Genomic DNA, 18,466 nt, shown 5'->3' on the forward strand with positions numbered 1-18,466 from the left:
TTAAATTTAACCTCGCGCGTCGCAAGGCTAAATTTAGCTTTCGGCATTAAATTTAAATGCTCAGATTTTATCACTTTTAATGCTATAAATTTTAAATTCAGCCATTTTTTTTAATCACGCGAGCGGGCACGCCTACGGCTACGCTGTCGCTAGCTATGTCGCGCACGACCGCAGCACCCGCGCCGATTATGCAGCGCTGCCCGATACTTAGCCTCTGAATGACGCTAGCGCCGATGCCCACGTGCGAAAACGCCCCCACCTTCACGCCGCCCGCAAGCGCCGCGTTTGGGCTAACGTGCGCGAACTCGCCGATCTCGCACTCATGCTCGATTACGACGCCAGAGTTGATTATCACGCCGCGACCGATTTTAGCTCGCGCATTTATCACGGCGCCGGGCATTACGACCGCGCCCTCGCTGATGGCGGCGCTTGGGCTTACGATGGCGCTTTGATGAATCAGCGTCGCTATCTCAAAACCCGCACGCACCACCCTCTCTTGGATCTTTGCGCGGGTTTTGTTATCTCCGATTGCGATTATTACGGGATATTTCGGCAGATCCTCGCTAAATTTCAACCCTGCCGCGTCGTCTAAAAAAACGACCTCGCTAAATTTAGCCCCGCGCGCGGCTAGCGCGACGTCCGCAACCACCAGCCCGTGTCCGCTCGCGCCGTAGACGTAAATTTTAGTTGTGCCCATTAAATTTCTCCGTCGTCGCCATGCCCTCTTTATTCACGCCCTCTTTCGCAAGCACTTTTTTAATCGTCAAAAGCGCGATCTTAAGATCGAGCGCGAAGCTTAAATTCTGCGCATAATACGTGTCGAACTCAAATTTTTTCTCCCAGCTGATCGCGTTGCGTCCGTTTACCTGCGCAAGCCCCGTGATGCCCGGGCGCACGCTATGTCGCAGGCGCTGCTGCGGCGAATAAAGCGGCAGGTATTCGATCAGCAGCGGGCGCGGCCCGATGAAGCTCATATCGCCCTTTAGCACGTTGAAAAGCTGCGGCAGCTCATCCAGGCTTAGCGCGCGGATCTTTTTGCCGTAATCGTTCAGCCGCGCTTCGTCGGGCAGAAGCTCGCCGTCCGCGCCGCGCTCGTCGCTCATCGTTTTAAATTTGTAAATTTTAAAAATTTGCTCATCAAGCCCAGGGCGAGATTGCGTAAAAATCGCGCTTTTGCTAATGTGCTTACGGATCAAGAACCACGTAAGCGCCATAACGGGCGAAACCAAAATGATCAAAACCAAAGCCGCCGTAAAATCGAGCGCGCGTTTTAAAAAACACCTATACATCGATAAATTTCCTATAAACCTCTAAATATTTTTCCGTGACGATCTTTTCGTCGTAATTTGCAAGCACCATCTCGCGCCCGTTTCGCCCTAGCCTCTCGCAAAGCGCAGCATCGTCCAATAGAATTTCGATCTTTCGCGCAAGGCCCTCTGCGTCGCGAGTGCGGCAAATTAAGCCGTTGACGCCATCTTGCACGGCTTCGACGCAGCCGCTACAGTCGCTTACCACGCAGGCTCGCGCCATGCTCATCGCCTCTAAAACCGTGCGCGGAAAGCCCTCCTTGTAGCTAGGAAGTGCCAGCAGGTAACTAGCCTTCAAAAGCTCTGGCACATCATTTCTGGCGCCTAGATAATGCACCGCACCGCTTTGCAAAAATGCAGGATCAGCGGTGCTTTTATTGCCCGCAAAACCCTCACCCACAAAGACAAATTTCGCATCCAATCGATCTTTTAAAATTTCTGCTGCTTCGTAGAATTCTCTCACGCCCTTATGCCACATCGCGCGAGCTATCATCAGTACGATCTTTTTGCCGTGCAAATCCTCGCCCAAATCCGCCACACTAACGGTTTTGGGGTTGAACTTTTCAGCATTTACGCCTACACTTTTAATTCTTATAACCTTTTGCTTCGCAATAAGCCCGCGAGATAGCATATAATCGGGATCGGCATCGTTTACAAATATGCAAGCATCCGCCTGCAAAAATGAAAATTTATAAAGCTTCTCCAATACCGCTCGCACGAGCCTTGTTTTAATATCTTCGTCGATATAAACGCTACCCAGCCCCTCGACTAAGTTTATCACATATTTTATACCCGCCTCTCGAGCCGCCAGTGTACCAAACACGTTTGATTTATGCGCGGCTGTTTGCAGCAGGTCCAAATTTAGCCTCTTTAGCTCGCGCGCAAGGGCTTTGGTGTTGCTAAATACGGTAAACGGATTTAAGCTCGCTCGATCAAGATCGTAGGTTATGGCATTAAAATCGCGCGCTAAATCCTGCGTATAAGCGCCTCGAGGAGCGATTGCAAAAACCTCGTGTCCGCGCTCTTTTAAAGCCTGCATTATCGGGCGACGAAAGAAATGTAAGCTCATATCGGCATGGCTTAAAAACCCTATGCGAGCCATATGCTGCATCCCTTGCTTGGCGTTGCGAGATTAAATTTCATAAATTTCTCCTTAGATTGCGGCAAAAATTTTATCTAGCGCTTTAATTTATAAACTTTCACAGCAGGGCTTAAGATCACAGGCTCGAATAGCTCGGGCCTATATCTTTCAAATACAAAAAGCTGAATATAGCTTGAGTTTAGCATCGTCTTATCTAGCAGCAAAAATCGCCCGTAATCGCGCATGAAAATAACGTAAAATTGCGCGCTGCTGTCCATATTAAACTCTTTTACCGAAAGCTTGCCATTCGCGTCGTAGCTCGTTTCGTAAAAGGTATTGATCGCAAATTTTCTGCCGCTAAATTCTAAACTAAGCAAATTCGGAGAGATCGAAAAGCCGTTGTCCATATGCACGCCGCTTTGATCCTGAACGAACCTATCGCTCGTTATGAAAAATAGCTCGCCCAGCTGCTTGCCGTCGGTGATGTCGATATTTGAAAACTGCGTGACGACGGGGAAGATATTCATCATGCGATCGGGCAGGATGTAGTAGATGTCGCGCGTAGGCCTTGGCGGCTTAAAATCAGCCAGTCCCAAGCTTAAGATAAAGTCATTTACGTCCGTGGCGTTATAATCTTTTAAAATTTGCTTTAGCTTGTTTGGAATTTTTTCGCTATATCCGCGCTCGGTGTATTCGACATCCAGGCGCGCCATATTTGCAGAGCTCATCTGATCTCTAAAAAGCGCAAAGCTAACGGGAAAATTATCGTTGCCGAGGTGTTTGCCGCCGTCGATGAGGGTCTTTACATCGCTGTAGTAGCGTATGCCATATCCGTAGTCCCACCACGAAAGCGCGTAATCCTCGCGCTTCGCTTTATCTTTAAGCTCATCAAGCACCCGCACTTCGCTTTGATAAAAGACCGTATCGACCTTGTACGAGACGATGTGCTGCCATGCGGGGTAAATGGCAAGCGCCGTTAAAATAAGCAGTATCGCGCGCCCTGCGATCTTTGGCAGATCCAAGCGCTTTACGCAAAAATACAAAATATATCCGAAGCTCAGTCCCATCACACCCACGGCATAGATCGTAAATCTAAGGCCTGCTTTGTTCGCCGCAAAGCCCAAAAGCAAAAGCGGGATCGAGAGTAAAAATTCCTTATGCCTAAAGCAAAGCACTATGTATCCAATCGCTGCGATCACGAAAACCGCGACGTGCGAGCTGATGCGCTCCATAAAGATCTTGGGCGGCACGATGCCAGATTCTTGAATTGTTTGATTGACGTTGAAAAAATGAAATGTCGTATCGGCGTTGTCCGCAAAGGAGCGGAAGATATAAAATTTCGCCTGAAAGATGATCGGGCTAAGACCTCCGTTTGCGACGAAAAAGACTACGGCAAGCGCGCCGATAATCGCTAAAATTTTAAAATTTAATAGCTTTCCTTTAAATGCAAAGAGCCAAAATAGCGCAAGCGAGATTAAAATTTTAGCTACCAAAGGCGTGGAGCAAAGCGCGATCAAAAAGATAATCATCGCTTCGTAATTTACCGCACTTTTTCGCTTAAAAATCAGCGTGTAGGCGAAAAACATGGCGAGCATCATGGAATTTAGCGAAAAGCTGGACGGATACCACCACATATAAAATATCGTAAACGCGCCCAGCCAAAACAGCGTGCTGCGCGAACCGCGCGTGCAAATGCGGATGAGCGCCCACAAAATACACATCGCAAGCACGATATTTAGCATATCGGTGTCGTAATACCCCGCCATAGTGCGGTTGTAGTAGCTATTCGCCACGCTCGCGACAAGCGCGCCGATGAAGCCTGCGCGCATGCAGCGAAACTCACTTGAGATAAGCAATATCGGCACTACGATGAGCGAGCTAAACAAAGCCGGCAGATAAACGAAGATCGTCTCGATTTTAAAGGGCAAAATTTCAGCCAAAAACGCCGTCACGATCGAAAGCGGTGCACTAAAGTAGCTAAGATCGTTGGGCTGATGAAAGCCGGCGAGGCGGTCGCGCGCGCCCTCTGCAAAGGCGTAGCCGTCGTTTGTGTTTATCATCAGCTCGCCATCCCAAAAAAAGTAGTTCACAAAACCGCTCGCCCAGTGCACCCACCACATGCGAAACGCCACGCTAAAGGCAAATGCGAACAAAATCATCAGCAAAATATGCTTAGAAAACTCATAATTTTTTATAAAGCCAAAAATTCTGCGCCTAGTAGGAAGCGCGTCAGCTGCCTGATTTTTAGAATTTTGGGAATTTTCTGCTGTAAAGCTTTTAGAATTATCAGAATTTATGCCGTTTGTAGAATTTAAAGCACTTGCGGAATTCGTATTTTTAAATTTAGCCAAATTAGCGGCTTTTGCGGAATTTTTATTTGTAGAGTTCGCAGCGCCAGTGGAATTTTTATTTGTAGAATTTTTGCTCGTGGAATTTGCAGCGCCCTTTAAATTTGAGTTTGTAGAATTTGCGCCTGCGGAATTTTTAGAATTTACCGAGGTAGAATTTTGTCCGCTTGATTTTTTAGCCTTTTTGGATTTTTTTTGTGCTCGCATTTTTGCAGAAGCAGCGCGCGCTTGATCGTCGCTTAAATTCTTAGCACCGACTTGCGCGGAATTTTTGCTCGCAGAATTTTTTACATCAAGCGCGGAATTTTTATCGCTCTGAGGCGCGGTATCCTCGCTACCCTCAATCTCGGCATTTTCGCCATTAAAATTCTCTCCGCCATCCGCAGAATACTCTGCGTCAAAATTTCCCTTACTAGCGAAATTTTCGCTTAGGGCAGCTTTGTCCGCACCCATTGATTGCGCGCCTTTTTGATCGTCCGATCCTTCGTCGATCTCTCTAACGCTAAAAGCCTTTTTTTCTTCACCCACGCCTATTTTCCTTCGTCGATTTGTTCTATTTTTGCGATCAGCTCGCTTGCTATCCGTTTTTTATCGAAAAACGAGGCTCTAATTTTAGCCTTTTTCTCATAAAATTTTACATAATTTTCATCATCCAGCGCTTTTTGCATCGCCGCTTGAGTGCTTTCTAGATCGTTCACGCCCACCAGCACGCCCCATTCGCTCTGCCCCAAAAGCTCGCGCGCACCGCTTTGATGATCGCTTGAAATCACGAGCTTGCCGCATGCAAGAGCTTCGATGAGCGCGTTTGAAAACCCCTCAAAAAGGCTTACGAAAACAAACGCGTAGCATCTGGCCATATATTTATACGGGTTTGCGTCAAAGCCCAAAAGTTTTACGCGACCGCTTAAGCCTAGCTCCTCTATCAGAGCCTCAAGCTCGGCTCGCAGCACGCCGTCGCCCAAGATCAGCAGGTCTTTGTCGTTATTTTTTAAATTCGCATATGCGCGGATTAAAAGCGCGTGGTTTTTGCCCGCATCGAGCCTGCCGACGCTTAGGAAAAACGGCCGCTCCTGCGCGACCTGCTCACCCGCTTTGCGACTGATCTCATCAAGATCGATCGCGTTATACAGCACGCTCATCTTGCGCTCATCGATTCCGAAATTATCCGCCAGATCGCGCAGATTTCCAAGCGAGTTGGGGAAGATAAAATCGGCCTTCGGATAGAGCTTGCGCAGCAAAAGCTTTGAAATTTTGGATTTGAAGCTCGCATCTTTATACAGCACCGACGGCGTCGAGCATTCGTTAAAAATCATCGTTCCGCCCAATCCGTAAACTCGCGCCAGCGCCGCCACGTAACACGGGCGGTTCATCCAAACAAAGTGAATATCAATGCCTAAGCGCTCGCATAGCTTTTTGTATCGCAGCGCCAAAAACGGCAGCTTTGCGAGCTTCAACAGTCCATTTTCAAAAGGGGCTGATTTTTCGATGAAGTGGATCTGCACGCCGCTTGGAATTTCATAAAAAATCCTCTCGTTCATCAGCACCAGATGCACTTCGTAGCGTGCCGTAAGCTCGCCTAAGAGGTTGCTTACGACGCGTTCGGCGCCGCCTCCTGCCATCGAATATATAAAAACGCTTAATTTCTTCATCCCTTTACCTTTTAAATATCGCTGCCGCGCCCTAAATTTAAGCTTTACTCACGCCTTTTTATGCGAGCATACGCCGCGCTGTTTAAATTTAGCGCATTTTGCACTGCCTCAAGAGGCTAAATTTCATAGCGCAATGTGGCTTTGTAAATTTAAACGCACCGTTTTGCTCGGGCGCAAGACGCTATCTTAGCACACCGAAGTTTAAATTTAATCCCTGCGCGCCGCAGAGCATCGATAAGCGGCTGCTATTTGCGCGCAAACCGATCTATCAAGCCCTGCCAAAGCTCAACTATGCGCTCTTGCGAAAACTCGTCTAAATTTTCATTTGCATTTTGCACCAGCCGCTTTTGCAGCGCCTCATCTCGCATTAAATTTTCAAGCTTGCTCGCAAGTTCATTCGCATCGCCGCATTTAAACAAAATGCCGCTAAAGCCGTCCTTTATAAGCTCTTTTGCGCCCGCCGTGTCGCTGCTAAGCCGTGCACAGCCGTAAAATGCAGACTCGATCAGCACGTTTGAAAGCCCTTCATTAAGCGAACTGAGCACAAAAATTTTAGCTTCTTTATACAGCTCGCTCACATCCTGCTTGTGCCCTAAAAATCGCACTTCAAGCCCGAGTCGCGCCACGAGCTCGCGCAAGCTTTCGCACAGCGAGCCGTCGCCCGCGATTAAAATTTCCCACTTCGCAAGCAGGCTTTTATCGATCCTGCTTAGCGCGTCAAAGTAAATTTCATACCCCTTTACGGGCTCGAGCCTGCCGACGCTTAAGATCACGTTTCGCTTAACGCCCTTGGTATCGCAAATATCGCCGAAAAAGGGGTTGTGCACGACGAAGCAGTTTTTGACAAATCGCGAATAGTACTCAAAGTCCGAGCGCGTAAGCACCGTAAGCGCGTCCGCTTTTTTATAGCACAGATCGCGCACGCGGCTAAAAAGCCCGCTTGGCAGATAATCGTGCGCGTTGTGCTCGGTCGCGATGAGCGGGATGCCTAGCCCGAAGCTTGCGATCACGCACGCTACGTTCGTCCAGTCCATAAAGCTGATGATGACGCTTGGGCGCTCGCGCTTGAAACACTCGCGCAAAATTCTGTATTTATCGAACCTGCCGCCATTTTTATAAACATCCAGATGCAAAAATTTTATCTTTTCGCTAAATTTATACCTGCCCTCGTCGTTTTCCAAAATCGCGATCGTAACGTCGTTTGCGCGCGCAAAATGGTTCGCCAAAACCTGAAGCACGCGCTCGGCGCCGCCGTTTCTAAGAGCCGCGATGACGAATAAAATTTTCATTTTAACTTCCGATAAATTTTATAAAATAGCCGCAAAAGCGCGGGGCTGGCGTAAAACAAGACCATCATCAGTGTCTGCGTGCGACTTGCATGCGCTGCGAAAAATCCAAAATCCATCCGCTCGCGCACCAAAGCGTGCAGTGAGCGGATCTGATCCGCAGCTTCTGCAGCGCTTAGAGGCGAGCGGGGATCTGCGATCTTTCTTTGCGACGTGGAATTTTGCTCGGAATTTTGCATATAATTTTGCTTGGCGGAATTTTTAAATGCGGAATTTTTACCGCATGCGCAAGATAAACTACCAGCGCCATGCAAATCTGCCTCGTTTGCCAAGCTGCACGTATTAGCCTCAGAAGGAGAAGTCGCATCCCCATCCGAACTTGCAGGATCAAAGCTCGATTTGATAATTAAAAACGCCGTATTCAGCGCAGACTCGCAGCGAGTGAAATTAGCCTCACGCGCCAAGCTTGGATAATTCACAGCGATCGCCTCAGTATAGCGGCGCACCGCAGCGATGACCGCAAGATGCCTGCGAGCGAATGAGTTTACGGTCGAGCCCGCCCTTACGCGGTAAAAATATAAAATTTCATCCGTGCACGCCGTAATAGAAGCGTTAAAAATATCAAAAAATATCGCCACATCCTCATAGATCTGCCCCGTAGGAAAGCGCAAAGCAGCGAAAATTTCGCGAGCAAACAGCGCGCGCCAAACCGCGGTGCTAAAATACGGATCCTGCGTGCAGCTGCGTCTAAAAAGCTCTTGCGGCGATATTTTATATTCACCTGCGTTGGCATTCGAATTTGCAGCTCCTCCTAGATCGCTAATCTCTTTAGAATTTTGATTTTCTTTAGAATTTAAAGCCGCCTTGAAATTATTTATTTCGCTCTCGTCGCTAAATGCCGTGTAGCCACACATAGCGATTTTAGTGCAAAATTTCTGCGTCAGGCGAAAAAGCGTCTCAATTAAATCAAGGCTTATCAAATCATCGCTGTCTACGAAACTGATAAACTCCCCGCGAGCGACATCTAAAGCAGCGTTTCGCGCGCTAGCCTGCCCGCCGTTTGGTTTATGCAGCACTCGCACACGAGGATCGCGCGCGGCGTATTCGTCGCAAATCGCCTCGCTGCCATCATTTGAGCCATCATCTACAAGCAGAATTTCTAAGTTCGTATAGGTCTGCGCCGTAATGCGCTCCACGCAAGCGCGCAGGAATTCTTTTACATTATAAACGGGGATGATGACCGAGATTAGGGGATTTTCGCTCATTATTCCTCTCTTTTTATCGTAGCGGCTATAAAATCCAGCCAGCGTCGCCCGATCGTTTCAATTTTAAAGCTCTCCTCGCGCTTGGAGGCATTTTGTACGAGTCGCTCGCGCAGCTTTTCGTCGCTCATTAGAATTTCAAGCTTTTTAGCGATACTTGCGCTATCGCCTACAGGGCACAAAAACCCATCTATGCCGTCGCTTATAAGCTCGCTAGGACCTGCGATGCAATCCGTAGAAATTCTGGCGGTGCCGAAAAATATACTTTCCATCAAAATATTGCAAAAGCCCTCCATCTTGGAGGTTACGACTACGATTTTAGCGCGTTCATATAAGCTCTCGATATCGCGCACAAAGCCGATGAACTGCACATTTAAGCGCAGCTTCGCAGCTAGACTCTCAAGGCTCTTTCGCTCCTCTCCGTCGCCTGCGATCACCACCTTCCACTCTTTTAAAAGATTGAAATCTATAAGCGCAAGTGCCTTAAGAAGGACATCAAAGCCCTTATAGACATTGAGCCGGCCGGCTGCTAGTATGATATTTTCTTTAGGCGGGCGGGCCTCTTTAGCATGGCTGATCTCAAACATCGGATTAGGCATAATCACTCGATTTTGCACATATGTGTAATGATCCAGATCGAATTTACTAAGCACACTAAGACCTGCAGCTTGCGGATAAAAGATCCGCTTGAGCGCTCGCCAGATCGGACTTTTTAAAAAGCGATGATTGGTGTGTTCGGAGACGATGATTTTCTGCCCAACTCCAAGATTTGCGATAAGCGTAAGGACATTGGTATTATCTAAAAACGAGATTACTACGTCAAATTTACGATTTTTTAGAAGCCTGTGCAAGGCTAAAATTTTATCGTAGCGCTTTTTTATATTGCCAAATACTCCTAAATCGCCTACTCCTAAATCCAAGCTAATAAGCTCGATCTTAGGATCTAGCGCGTAAAACGGCTCGTCTGCGTCAAATTTTATCACGCAGACTTCATTCTCACGGCAGAAAAAATTTGCCAGCACGCTTAGCACGCGCTCGGCACCGCCCTTGCCTAAAGCAGAAATTACCATAGCTATTTTCATTTTATGAGCCTAAACTTGTTTTTAAAAATTTCATCGAGTCCTCTCTTTTACGGCGCAACGCCTCATTTACGCCATCCCAATCGATAGTCGCGTCCAAGCGGGCGTCTTTGGGATCTTGCAAAGCCCTATCTTCAAGCCCGAACGAGCCCAAAAGCGAGCTAAAGCGCGACGCACCGCGACTAGCGTTAACGAGCACAAAAAACGGCTTATTAAAGATTATGGAAAATACGCAGCCGTGAAATGAGTCGGTTAGCACAAACTCCGCGCCCGCAATAGCGCTTAACCATGCTTTTATGCCGATACGGTTGCTGCGGTCGTTCACCTCATCTATCTCTAGGCCGCTTTGCTTTTTTAGTAGCTCTATCGCCGCTTCAGAGCGAGGCGATGGATCTAGGATATAGGCAAAACCCTTGCGCTGCGGCGCATGGCTTAAAAATTTATCGTAAATCTCTTTGTTAGCCAAAAGCGTAGGATCCAGTACCCAGTGCGCATCTACGCCAAAGCATTCGCGTGCAAGCTTTACACCATCGCACTCACGCACCGAAATAGCTTTAAATTTAGCCAAATTCGCAGCGTGAGCTTTTAAATCTGCGGGATTTTTAAGCCCACAGAGCCTATCTCCGCCGAAGCTCGCAGCATAGGCGATCCGCGTGCAGTTAGGCGGCAAAAATCCAAGGCTAAAGCAATCTGCAAAATCCGCAAAATAGCTAGGACGAAAAACCTGATCGCTTCCTAAAATCACCGCTTCAAAGCGTTCTTTCTCGCACAGCGCCTTTAAATCCGTAGGCGTGCAAATAGGCGCGGTTGAAGGAATATTTTCCGATACAAACTCGCTAGTATCGCGCTCGTAAGAGGGATTAAATTTCGCGCCGCAAAGCTCCTTTTTAAGCGTGCATACCACTAAAAATTTAATATACGTAATCGATAGTTTACTTCTTTGCAGGCGCAAGTTTATGAGACGTGGCTCATGCCCTAGCCCCACTAGCACGCGGCTTAGCGCGTAAGCTTGTAAAATTCCGCCGTAATTATTTACTAGCGGCAGGGTAAAAATCCCGATCTTCATGCAAACTTCCTATAAATTTTATATGCCGCGATCTTTGGTAGCGCCAAAAGCGCTAGCACTTTATTCGCAGCGGCAATTTTTTTAAGCCTAGCAGCGATGAAATCATCACAATCAAAATGCGTAGCACTATATCGCTGGATCTGAAGCTTCTGGCGCAAGATGTAACGCCTAAGCGGGTTTTTCGCGCCATAGAAAATTTCATTTTTGTACTCCACCTGGCTTTTCTGCGAGCGCTGCACCTCTGCTGCGGATATCCGCTCGCAAAAAATCGCCTCGCGCGCCTGCTTCGTAGGCTGCGAAAATAGCGCGTCGATCTGAGCTGCGCGCGTAATTACGAGCGATGTGCCGCGCCACTCGTTCATTTCGCTTTGCAGCCACGCATCCATCAGTACGACGTCGGCGCATTTAGCAAAAACGTCGGTGCAGGCGTTGCACGCAAGTGGGGTAAAAGCGCGCGAACTCCAGTACGCAAAGGCGCTACTACTGCGATCGTCTATCGCCTCACTGCCGTCTGCAGCGCGGAATTTAAAACCAAAGCTCATCGCACTTTTGCCCGCGATTTTATATCTGTAATTAACTGCTGCGAGCTGCTTACGCTCTTTAAACGCAAGATCTGCCAGCTTATGCGTAAAACCAGCACCCTTGCCCTGTCCGCAAACCAGCCCAATAATAAAGCTTATGCGGGATTTAAGGCGCGGATTTTTACTCGCAGCAAGCCTTAAGGCCTTGGCAAAACACGGCAGCGCGCTGATCGCGTATCTACCCTCACGGCGCGACATCTCCTTTAGCACTGCTTCAAGCGTGAGCGGATAGTAAGCAGACGAGCGCGCGCGAGTAAGCTCACCAGCATTTTTTATCACGCTAAATTTAAATAGCGGCATGGAATTTTCGCCCGCATAATTTCGCGCGTTTTTGGAATTCTCGCAAGCAAAATTCTGCGTTGATACGGAATTTTCACAAGAAGCTTTAGAATTCTGTGCGAAATTTTCATTTGTAAAATTCTGCATAGAATTCTGCGTAAAATTTTCGCAAAAGGAATTTTGCGCACTCGTAAAATTTATAGAATCATCGTCCGCCAAATTCTGCATTAAATTTGGAATTGCGGAATTCTGCTCGGAATTTTCGGTTACGGAATTTTGCAAATTCTGCGCCATCGCTAAATTATTGCAGGCGGAAAAATCCCGCTTGGAATTTTGGGCTATAAAACCCTCTTCGTCCGCGGGCACGACGCAAATCGCGTAATCAATGAGCCCGCGCGCAAAAAGCTCGCGAAAAATATAATCTCCCGCGCCGCCGCTCGCACTGCTTAGGCGCTGCGCTTCATCTTTTTTGTAGAATTTGTAAGTGGCTAAAAACCTGCCAAAATCTGGGCTAAAGCCTTCCAGCTCTGCGTATGATTTAGAATTCAGCTCGTTTTCGATCGTGTCTTTTTCGTAAAACGGGCAGACTTTTAGGCAGATATCGCATTTGTTGCGGCACCCTTCACCCTCCTCGGGCGCGTAAAATCCATTGCCTCCAAGCCGCATTTTTAGCACGCCAAAAGGGCAGCTGCTCGCGCAGACGCCGCAGCCGATACAGCGGTCTTTCGTAACCACTTCGCTAATTACATTGAAGCTCAAGCCCGCCTCCTTATCTTTGCTGCAATGCCGCCAAAAATCGCGCGCTCGTAATCGTTCATCGCCCAAAAATACGCGCTTAGCACAAACATAGCCGAATAAAGCCCGCCGCAAATTAACAAAAAGCTCACTCCATGCAAGCCTAATGCGTAATTTATCACTAGGCTTACTGCGATTGCGGGAGCGAATTTTACTACCATCGCGCCAATATTTCGCCAAAATTTAGCGATGTCAAGTCCGATTACACGAGCATAGTAGATATTCATCACGCAGATATTTAGCAAGGTGATAGCAAAAGCTGTGCCGCACGCAGCGCCCACGCCACCGTAAGCCTTAGCTAGCGGGATAGAAATAGCGATATTTACGAGCGTGACGCAAAACGCAGCGATTGAGCGAAATTTGACTTTGTTTTTTGCCTGAAGCACGGCTAGGCCTAAATTTTGAATCAACGGCACGCTTACTGGAAGCACCAAAATAAGCGCGATTGCGTATGAAATTTCATAATTTGCGCCAGCCCATAGCACGATAAACTCCCGCCCAAAAATCACCAAAAGCGACGCGATAAAAAATATCACGTAAAATTGCAGCCTGCCTATCTTGATAAATTCCGCGCTAAGCTCGGAATCGGTGGAGTTTGCAGAGACCATTTTGGCGATTTTAGGAAGCATCACGCCGCTAATAGTGAGCGAAAGCGTGACAAAAGTGGCATTTATCGTGCTTGCTACGGCATACGTGGAAACCGCTGTAGCGCCTGCGACCGCGCCTAAGATAAAATTATCGACATTCCAGTTTACTTGATCGACTACGATGCCTAAAAATATAAAAAACGAGTAGCCAAAAATTTGCTTAAGCGTGGAGGCATCGAAATTTCGCACGCTTATCACGGGCGAGACTTTGCTCTTGCAATAGATGAAATCTGCCGCGACGCAGATTAAATTTACCGCCGTAGCGATGATTACGATCGCGATAGCCTTATATCCCAAAAGTAGCGCAGGCACCGCAGCTAGCGGCAGAGCGATCGTACGAAAGATCCCAATTAGCTTGATAAATACGAAATTCTCATGCGCCGTAAGGATCGACGAATAGATGCTAAAAGGAAAGCTAATCGCTAAATTTGCAGTTAGTAGCATTAGCATAATGCGAATTTCGCCCATCTCATTAGCGCTTAGCTTAGTGCCAAAAATCGCGTGCAGATTGGCTAACAGCGCAGCTCCTGCAAGCACGATCACCGCGCTCATCACTAAATACACGCTAAAGATCGTTCCGTGCAGCTTATGCATGCGCTCCACTTCGCCGCTTGAGGCATATTTAGCGGTATAGACCGTCACGGCATTGCCGAAACCCAAATCCAAAATCGCCAAATAGCCGATAACGCTACTAGCCAAAGAATATAGCCCAAACTCGCTCTGCCCCAGCGCCCGCAGGAAAAACGGCGTATAAACCAAAGTAAGTATCGTAGAAACAAAGATATTTACATACGATAGCACGACGCCGAGCTTACGCTGCGCGGCTTCGGGGGCGTTTAGAATTTTAAGCAAACAAGGCTTCCTTTTGCTCGCCGCGATTAAACGCGGCGGAGTAAAATTTTAAAATTTCAAATCGCACTTTCACGCTAGAACCTAGAGCTTCTTTTCCCAATTAAGCGCGCTTAGGATGATCTCATCTAGGCTCTCGTGCTCGGGATGCCAAGAGGTTTTGGTGCGAATTTTATCCGCGTTTGAGATGAGGCAGGCAGGATCCCCCGCTCTGCGCGGAGCGATCTCTACTTTAAAATCCACGCCGCTTACTTTTTTGGCTTCATTGACGACCTCTTTTACGCTAAAGCCCGTGCCGTAGCCTACGTTAAATACCGCGCTATCATTGCTTTGCAGATAATCAAGCACCGCCAAATGCGCACTTGCGAGGTCTTCTACGTGGATGTAGTCGCGTATGCAGGTGCCGTCCTTGGTGTCGTAATCATCGCCGAAGATGCTCATCTTATCGCGCTTGCCGACGATAGTTTGAGTAGCTACCTTAATTAGATGCGTCGCGTTCGGGTAGTTTTGCCCGATCGTGCCGTCGCTTGCGGCACCTGCAACGTTGAAGTAGCGCAAAATTCCATATTTAAAATTCGGATTTGCCGCAGCCGCGTCTTTTAGCACCCACTCGACCATCAGCTTGCTTCTGCCGTACGGATTGATCGGGTTTTGCGGAGTTTCTTCGCTTACTTGCGGGATGTCCGGCTCGCCATAGGTCGCTGCAGTGGAGCTAAAGATGAAATCTTTCACGCCGTATTTGTTCGCAAGCGCGATCAAATTCATCGCGTTGGCGGTGTTGTTTAGGTAGTATTTTAGCGGATTTTGCGTGCTTTCAAAAACCTCGATAAACGCCGCAAAGTGAATGATCGCGTCAAACTTCTCGCGCTTAAAAAGCTTCTCGATCGCAGGGGTGTTTTCCAGGCTTTCCTGCACGAACTCAAACTCGCCTATCTTGCGAAGCGCCTCGATCGCTCGCATCGAGCCTTTGCAAAGATTATCCAGTATGACGACATCGTGGCGGTTCGCTTCTAAAAGCGCCTTTGCGACGTGGCTGCCGATGTATCCCGCGCCGCCTGTGATTAAAATTTTCATCTCTTCTCCTTCGGATCAAATTTATCAAAATACGCGATTATAGCCCCTTAGATTAAATCGCCGGTCGTACGCGCAAAAATACGGGGAAGCGCGGCTTTTTCTCACGGGTTAAATTTTGGTATTGATAGGTGATGATCGTGCCCACCTTAGGCGGATTTGCCCGCATTTCGTCGCTAAAGCCCGTGCCTACTTTAAATTTCACCCCGCTACGTAGATCCACGCAGCTAAGCGAACCCATCTTACCCTCGTTTTTGCCGTAGCCCGGGTTGATTTTTACGACCTTGCAATCGCTATCGTGCGTCTTTTTGTATTTTAAAATTTTATCGCTGCGGCCGCTTTCATAAAGCGCGTTTGGATCGCGCAGCACGACCCCCTCGCCGCCTGCGGCGATGATACGATCAAAATACGCCTGCACGTCGGCGTGCGTGCTTACAGGGGTTTGCTGCACGATGAGTAAATTTTGCGCACCGCTTGAGGCGATAAAATTTCTTAAAATTTCCATCTTCGCGCTTAGGTTTTTCTGCTCCTTCGGCAGGTCAAACGCGTAAAATTTCACCCTGCTCCAGCGCTCATCGGGCACGCTAGAAGAGACGATCGAGACGAGCTGTTCAAACTCTCCGCGCGCGGTGTATAGCTCGCCGTCCACGAAAAACGGCGGAAAGCCCGCGCTCCAGCCCTCGGGAGCGTTTATGATCTTGCCGCGCCTGGAGCGCAGATTTTTGCCGTCCCAGATCGCGCGCACGCCGTCTAGCTTCTCGCTAATGACCCAGCCCGTGATATTCATGCCGGGGACGTACTCTTTAAGCAGCATCGGTTTAAATTTAGCCTCGTCCGCAACCGCGCCGCAGGCCAAAAACAGCGCACCAAAAACCGCGCCTTTTAAAATTTTAAAAATTTCACTTCGCATATGCCGCCAGCTCCCTTTCTATAAAGTCGCAAAAAACGGGCGTGTAGCTCATTTGCGCGCTCTCTTTTTGCAAGAATTCTCCCATCACGGCGATATAATTCAAATAATCGTCCTTGGTGATCTTGCCGCGTAAAAGCTCGTATTTCAAAAATAGCCAGTAGGTGTTGAGCACGTCGGATCTGCAGTACTCGTCGATCTTGGCCTGCTCGCCTGCGTAATACAGTTGCAAGACCTGATCGCCGTGCACGTCGTATTTGCCCGGCAAGCCCATGCTAGCGCAGATATGATCGAGCTTGAGCCCGCGAACGGCGCCAAAATCGCTGATGTGATCGAGCAGATCCAGATGAAACCGCCCGTCGTAGCGGCTGCGGTAGTTTTCCCATTTGCTCTTGTTGTTATCGCGATCGTTCGTCTCAAAATACGCCGCGGCGCTTAAATCATAGCACATCGCGCGCGCCATAATCATCGGCAGATCGAACCCGCGCCCGTTGAAGCTCACTAGCCGCGGATTAAAATCCTCGATGAAGGCTAGGAATTTTGCGATTTTATCGCGCTCATTCTCGCCATCAAGCGTCGAGACGCGCAAAAATCTGCCGAATCCGTCCGCCATCACGGCGCTAATGCTAACGACGCGGTGGAAGCAGACGGGTAGGAACTCGCTGCCGGTTTTTTCTTTGAAAATCTCCATCGCCCTAAGCGAGAGCAATTTGTGGTTTAAAATTTTGCTTTTATCCGCGTTAAAGATCAATTGCTCACCGTAAATTTTAAAATTTAGCGCGTTTAACGCGAGATCTTGCGCGGAATTTGAAGCGAGATTTTCGCTCTTTAAGCTTTGGGATGCGGAGCTTTGAGGCGTAGAGCTTTCCGCCGCGAAATTCTGAGGCGCAGGGCTTCGGGGTGTAGAATTTTCTACCGCGGAGCCCTGTATCGCAGAGCCTTGAGGCGAGATATCGTCGTAGGTTAAATTTAGCGACGCGGAATTTTTGAGCGCCGTATTTTGCGGCGCCAAATTTTGCCCTGTAGAATTCGATGCAGAATTTTGCTCGGAATTTACAATTTTAAAATTCTGCTCTGCCGAATTTACAGCAAAATTTAAAGACGCGTTTTGCTTCTCGCCTCCGATCTTTTGCGAGAGCTGCGCGTCAAGAAGCTTTGCGAAGCTTTTTTTATCGAAAGGCTCGAAGCAGCCCGCGATCGCGTCCTCATCCAGTACCCGCACCAGCGCCGCTACGTCGGGGATCGTCTCGCAGTCGAATACGCAGATATAATCCTTTTTCATTAAGCTCCTTTCTAGCGGCTTTTACCGCTTTTTTCAAAAAACGGCTCTGAAATAATCCTCTATCTCCATGCCGTTTTTATGTACGCGCCTAATTGATCTCCTCGCTCATCCGAGGTTCTCATCGCCGCTTTCAATCTTAAAATTTTACGCTGCCGTATTTTCGCAGCAAAAAGGGGCGTATGCAGAGGCGCGGCAAATTTCGCTACCGCTCGCCGCGACGCAATTACCGCGCACAAAAGCGTGCCGGTCGTTAAATTTATCCTTCGATCAAGCGCTTGATACCCGGCAAAAGCTCGCCTGACACCTCGCAAATCCTGCTTCGCAGCACGCTAAAATCGCCGCAGTAATCGCCCAGAAGCTGCAAAATATCGTCTCTGATGGCTTGCGAGCGCTCGGTAAGAAGCGGCTCCTGCAAAAGGGCGAAAATTTCGCTCTCATGCGCCAGCGCGCAGCCGTAGTAGGGATCAAGGTAATAATCTAGACACAACAAGAGCGAGGCTTTCTCGGCCTCATCATCACCTCGCAAAACGGCGGCGATGCCCTCTATGCCGCCCTCTGCTATGGCTTTGTGCCTAGCCTCGTAATAGACCGTGCGCGCCAAATTTTGCCCTTTTTGCACGCCGCTTATTCGGCCTTGGCCGCGTCCCACGCGAGGATCGTCTTACCCTCAGCGTCGGTAGCCACGTCGCACATACCCATGATATTGTAGCCGCAGTCGACGTAGTGAACTTCGCCTGTCACGCCGCTAGCAAGGTCGCTAAGCAGGTACATCGCGCTGTTACCGACGTCATGCGTCGTGACGTTGCGTTTTAGCGGGCTATTTACCTCGTTGTAGCGCAAAATCATCCTAAAGTCGCCTATTCCGCTTGCCGCAAGCGTCTTGATCGGGCCCGCGCTGATAGCGTTTACGCGGATATTTCTAGCGCCAAGGTCGTGTGCTAGGTAGCGCACGGAGCTTTCAAGAGCTGCTTTTGCGA

At 48.6% G+C, this 18,466-nt stretch carries 16 protein-coding genes; all 16 read right to left on the bottom strand.

Annotated features, from left to right (window positions below; genetic code table 11):
* Positions 1 to 97: 97 nt before the first annotated feature.
* Positions 98 to 697 carry a UDP-N-acetylbacillosamine N-acetyltransferase gene (gene pglD / locus Q0224_RS09585; RefSeq protein WP_297950909.1) on the bottom strand — a complete coding sequence of 200 codons (600 nt, stop codon included), beginning with the start codon at positions 695 to 697 and terminating at the stop codon, positions 98 to 100.
* Positions 684 to 1,289 (bottom strand): undecaprenyl phosphate N,N'-diacetylbacillosamine 1-phosphate transferase, encoded by a 606-nt coding sequence (gene pglC / locus Q0224_RS09590; RefSeq protein WP_297918852.1) that lies wholly within the window; start codon positions 1,287 to 1,289, stop codon positions 684 to 686. Before pglC ends, pglD begins: the two co-directional genes overlap by 14 nt.
* A complete protein-coding gene (locus Q0224_RS09595) occupies positions 1,282 to 2,409 on the bottom strand; it encodes a glycosyltransferase family 4 protein (RefSeq protein ID WP_297950939.1) in 1,128 nt (375 codons plus the stop codon). Before Q0224_RS09595 ends, pglC begins: the two co-directional genes overlap by 8 nt.
* 74 nt (positions 2,410 to 2,483) lie before the next feature.
* Entirely contained in the window at positions 2,484 to 5,264 is a 2,781-nt protein-coding gene (locus Q0224_RS09600; protein WP_297950911.1) for an STT3 domain-containing protein, read from the bottom strand.
* Positions 5,265 to 5,266: 2 nt separating this feature from the next.
* Positions 5,267 to 6,385 carry a glycosyltransferase gene (locus Q0224_RS09605; protein ID WP_297950914.1) on the bottom strand — a complete coding sequence of 373 codons (1,119 nt, stop codon included), beginning with the start codon at positions 6,383 to 6,385 and terminating at the stop codon, positions 5,267 to 5,269.
* Between the two features lie 245 nt (positions 6,386 to 6,630).
* A complete protein-coding gene (locus tag Q0224_RS09610) occupies positions 6,631 to 7,674 on the bottom strand; it encodes a glycosyltransferase (RefSeq protein WP_297950915.1) in 1,044 nt (347 codons plus the stop codon).
* Positions 7,671 to 8,936 carry a glycosyltransferase gene (locus Q0224_RS09615; protein WP_297950916.1) on the bottom strand — a complete coding sequence of 422 codons (1,266 nt, stop codon included), beginning with the start codon at positions 8,934 to 8,936 and terminating at the stop codon, positions 7,671 to 7,673. Before Q0224_RS09615 ends, Q0224_RS09610 begins: the two co-directional genes overlap by 4 nt.
* Positions 8,936 to 10,015, bottom strand: coding sequence for a glycosyltransferase family 4 protein (locus Q0224_RS09620; protein WP_297950918.1), 1,080 nt, complete (start codon positions 10,013 to 10,015; stop codon positions 8,936 to 8,938). Before Q0224_RS09620 ends, Q0224_RS09615 begins: the two co-directional genes overlap by 1 nt.
* Before the next feature lies 1 nt (position 10,016).
* Positions 10,017 to 11,078: a polysaccharide pyruvyl transferase family protein gene (locus Q0224_RS09625; RefSeq protein ID WP_297950920.1), complete on the bottom strand. Its 1,062-nt coding sequence runs from the start codon at positions 11,076 to 11,078 to the stop codon at positions 10,017 to 10,019.
* Positions 11,075 to 12,697, bottom strand: coding sequence for a Coenzyme F420 hydrogenase/dehydrogenase, beta subunit C-terminal domain (locus Q0224_RS09630; RefSeq protein WP_297950923.1), 1,623 nt, complete (start codon positions 12,695 to 12,697; stop codon positions 11,075 to 11,077). The genes Q0224_RS09625 and Q0224_RS09630 overlap by 4 nt, the downstream gene beginning before the upstream one ends.
* Entirely contained in the window at positions 12,694 to 14,232 is a 1,539-nt protein-coding gene (locus tag Q0224_RS09635; protein ID WP_297950925.1) for an oligosaccharide flippase family protein, read from the bottom strand. The genes Q0224_RS09630 and Q0224_RS09635 overlap by 4 nt, the downstream gene beginning before the upstream one ends.
* An 81-nt stretch (positions 14,233 to 14,313) precedes the next feature.
* Positions 14,314 to 15,303 carry a UDP-glucose 4-epimerase GalE gene (galE, locus tag Q0224_RS09640; RefSeq protein ID WP_297950927.1) on the bottom strand — a complete coding sequence of 330 codons (990 nt, stop codon included), beginning with the start codon at positions 15,301 to 15,303 and terminating at the stop codon, positions 14,314 to 14,316.
* A 52-nt stretch (positions 15,304 to 15,355) separates the two neighbouring features.
* Entirely contained in the window at positions 15,356 to 16,210 is an 855-nt protein-coding gene (locus tag Q0224_RS09645) for a DNA ligase (protein ID WP_297950929.1), read from the bottom strand.
* Positions 16,200 to 17,489, bottom strand: coding sequence for a 3'-5' exonuclease (locus Q0224_RS09650; protein ID WP_297950931.1), 1,290 nt, complete (start codon positions 17,487 to 17,489; stop codon positions 16,200 to 16,202). The genes Q0224_RS09645 and Q0224_RS09650 overlap by 11 nt, the downstream gene beginning before the upstream one ends.
* Positions 17,490 to 17,745: 256 nt before the next feature.
* Positions 17,746 to 18,108 (bottom strand): hypothetical protein, encoded by a 363-nt coding sequence (locus tag Q0224_RS09655; protein WP_297950933.1) that lies wholly within the window; start codon positions 18,106 to 18,108, stop codon positions 17,746 to 17,748.
* Between the two features lie 5 nt (positions 18,109 to 18,113).
* Positions 18,114 to 18,466: SDR family oxidoreductase (locus Q0224_RS09660; protein WP_297950935.1), on the bottom strand; the 353-nt coding region annotated here is incomplete at its 5' end.

This window comes from uncultured Campylobacter sp., from assembly GCF_938002845.1.
In the GTDB taxonomy this organism is placed as follows: Bacteria; Campylobacterota; Campylobacteria; order Campylobacterales; family Campylobacteraceae; genus Campylobacter_B.

Excerpts from the sequence above, each read along its gene's own strand:
- Q0224_RS09650 (WP_297950931.1), bottom strand. The coding sequence starts at position 17,489 with ATGAAAAAGGATTATATCTGCGTATTCGACTGCGAGACGATCCCCGAC.
- Q0224_RS09620 (WP_297950918.1), bottom strand. The coding sequence starts at position 10,015 with ATGAAAATAGCTATGGTAATTTCTGCTTTAGGCAAGGGCGGTGCCGAG.
- Q0224_RS09645 (WP_297950929.1), bottom strand. The coding sequence starts at position 16,210 with ATGCGAAGTGAAATTTTTAAAATTTTAAAAGGCGCGGTTTTTGGTGCG.
- Q0224_RS09610 (WP_297950915.1), bottom strand. The coding sequence starts at position 7,674 with ATGAAAATTTTATTCGTCATCGCGGCTCTTAGAAACGGCGGCGCCGAG.
- Q0224_RS09615 (WP_297950916.1), bottom strand. The coding sequence starts at position 8,936 with ATGAGCGAAAATCCCCTAATCTCGGTCATCATCCCCGTTTATAATGTA.
- Q0224_RS09605 (WP_297950914.1), bottom strand. The coding sequence starts at position 6,385 with ATGAAGAAATTAAGCGTTTTTATATATTCGATGGCAGGAGGCGGCGCC.
- pglC (WP_297918852.1), bottom strand. The coding sequence starts at position 1,289 with ATGTATAGGTGTTTTTTAAAACGCGCGCTCGATTTTACGGCGGCTTTG.
- galE (WP_297950927.1), bottom strand. The coding sequence starts at position 15,303 with ATGAAAATTTTAATCACAGGCGGCGCGGGATACATCGGCAGCCACGTC.
- pglD (WP_297950909.1), bottom strand. The coding sequence starts at position 697 with ATGGGCACAACTAAAATTTACGTCTACGGCGCGAGCGGACACGGGCTG.
- Q0224_RS09595 (WP_297950939.1), bottom strand. The coding sequence starts at position 2,409 with ATGGCTCGCATAGGGTTTTTAAGCCATGCCGATATGAGCTTACATTTC.
- Q0224_RS09625 (WP_297950920.1), bottom strand. The coding sequence starts at position 11,078 with ATGAAGATCGGGATTTTTACCCTGCCGCTAGTAAATAATTACGGCGGA.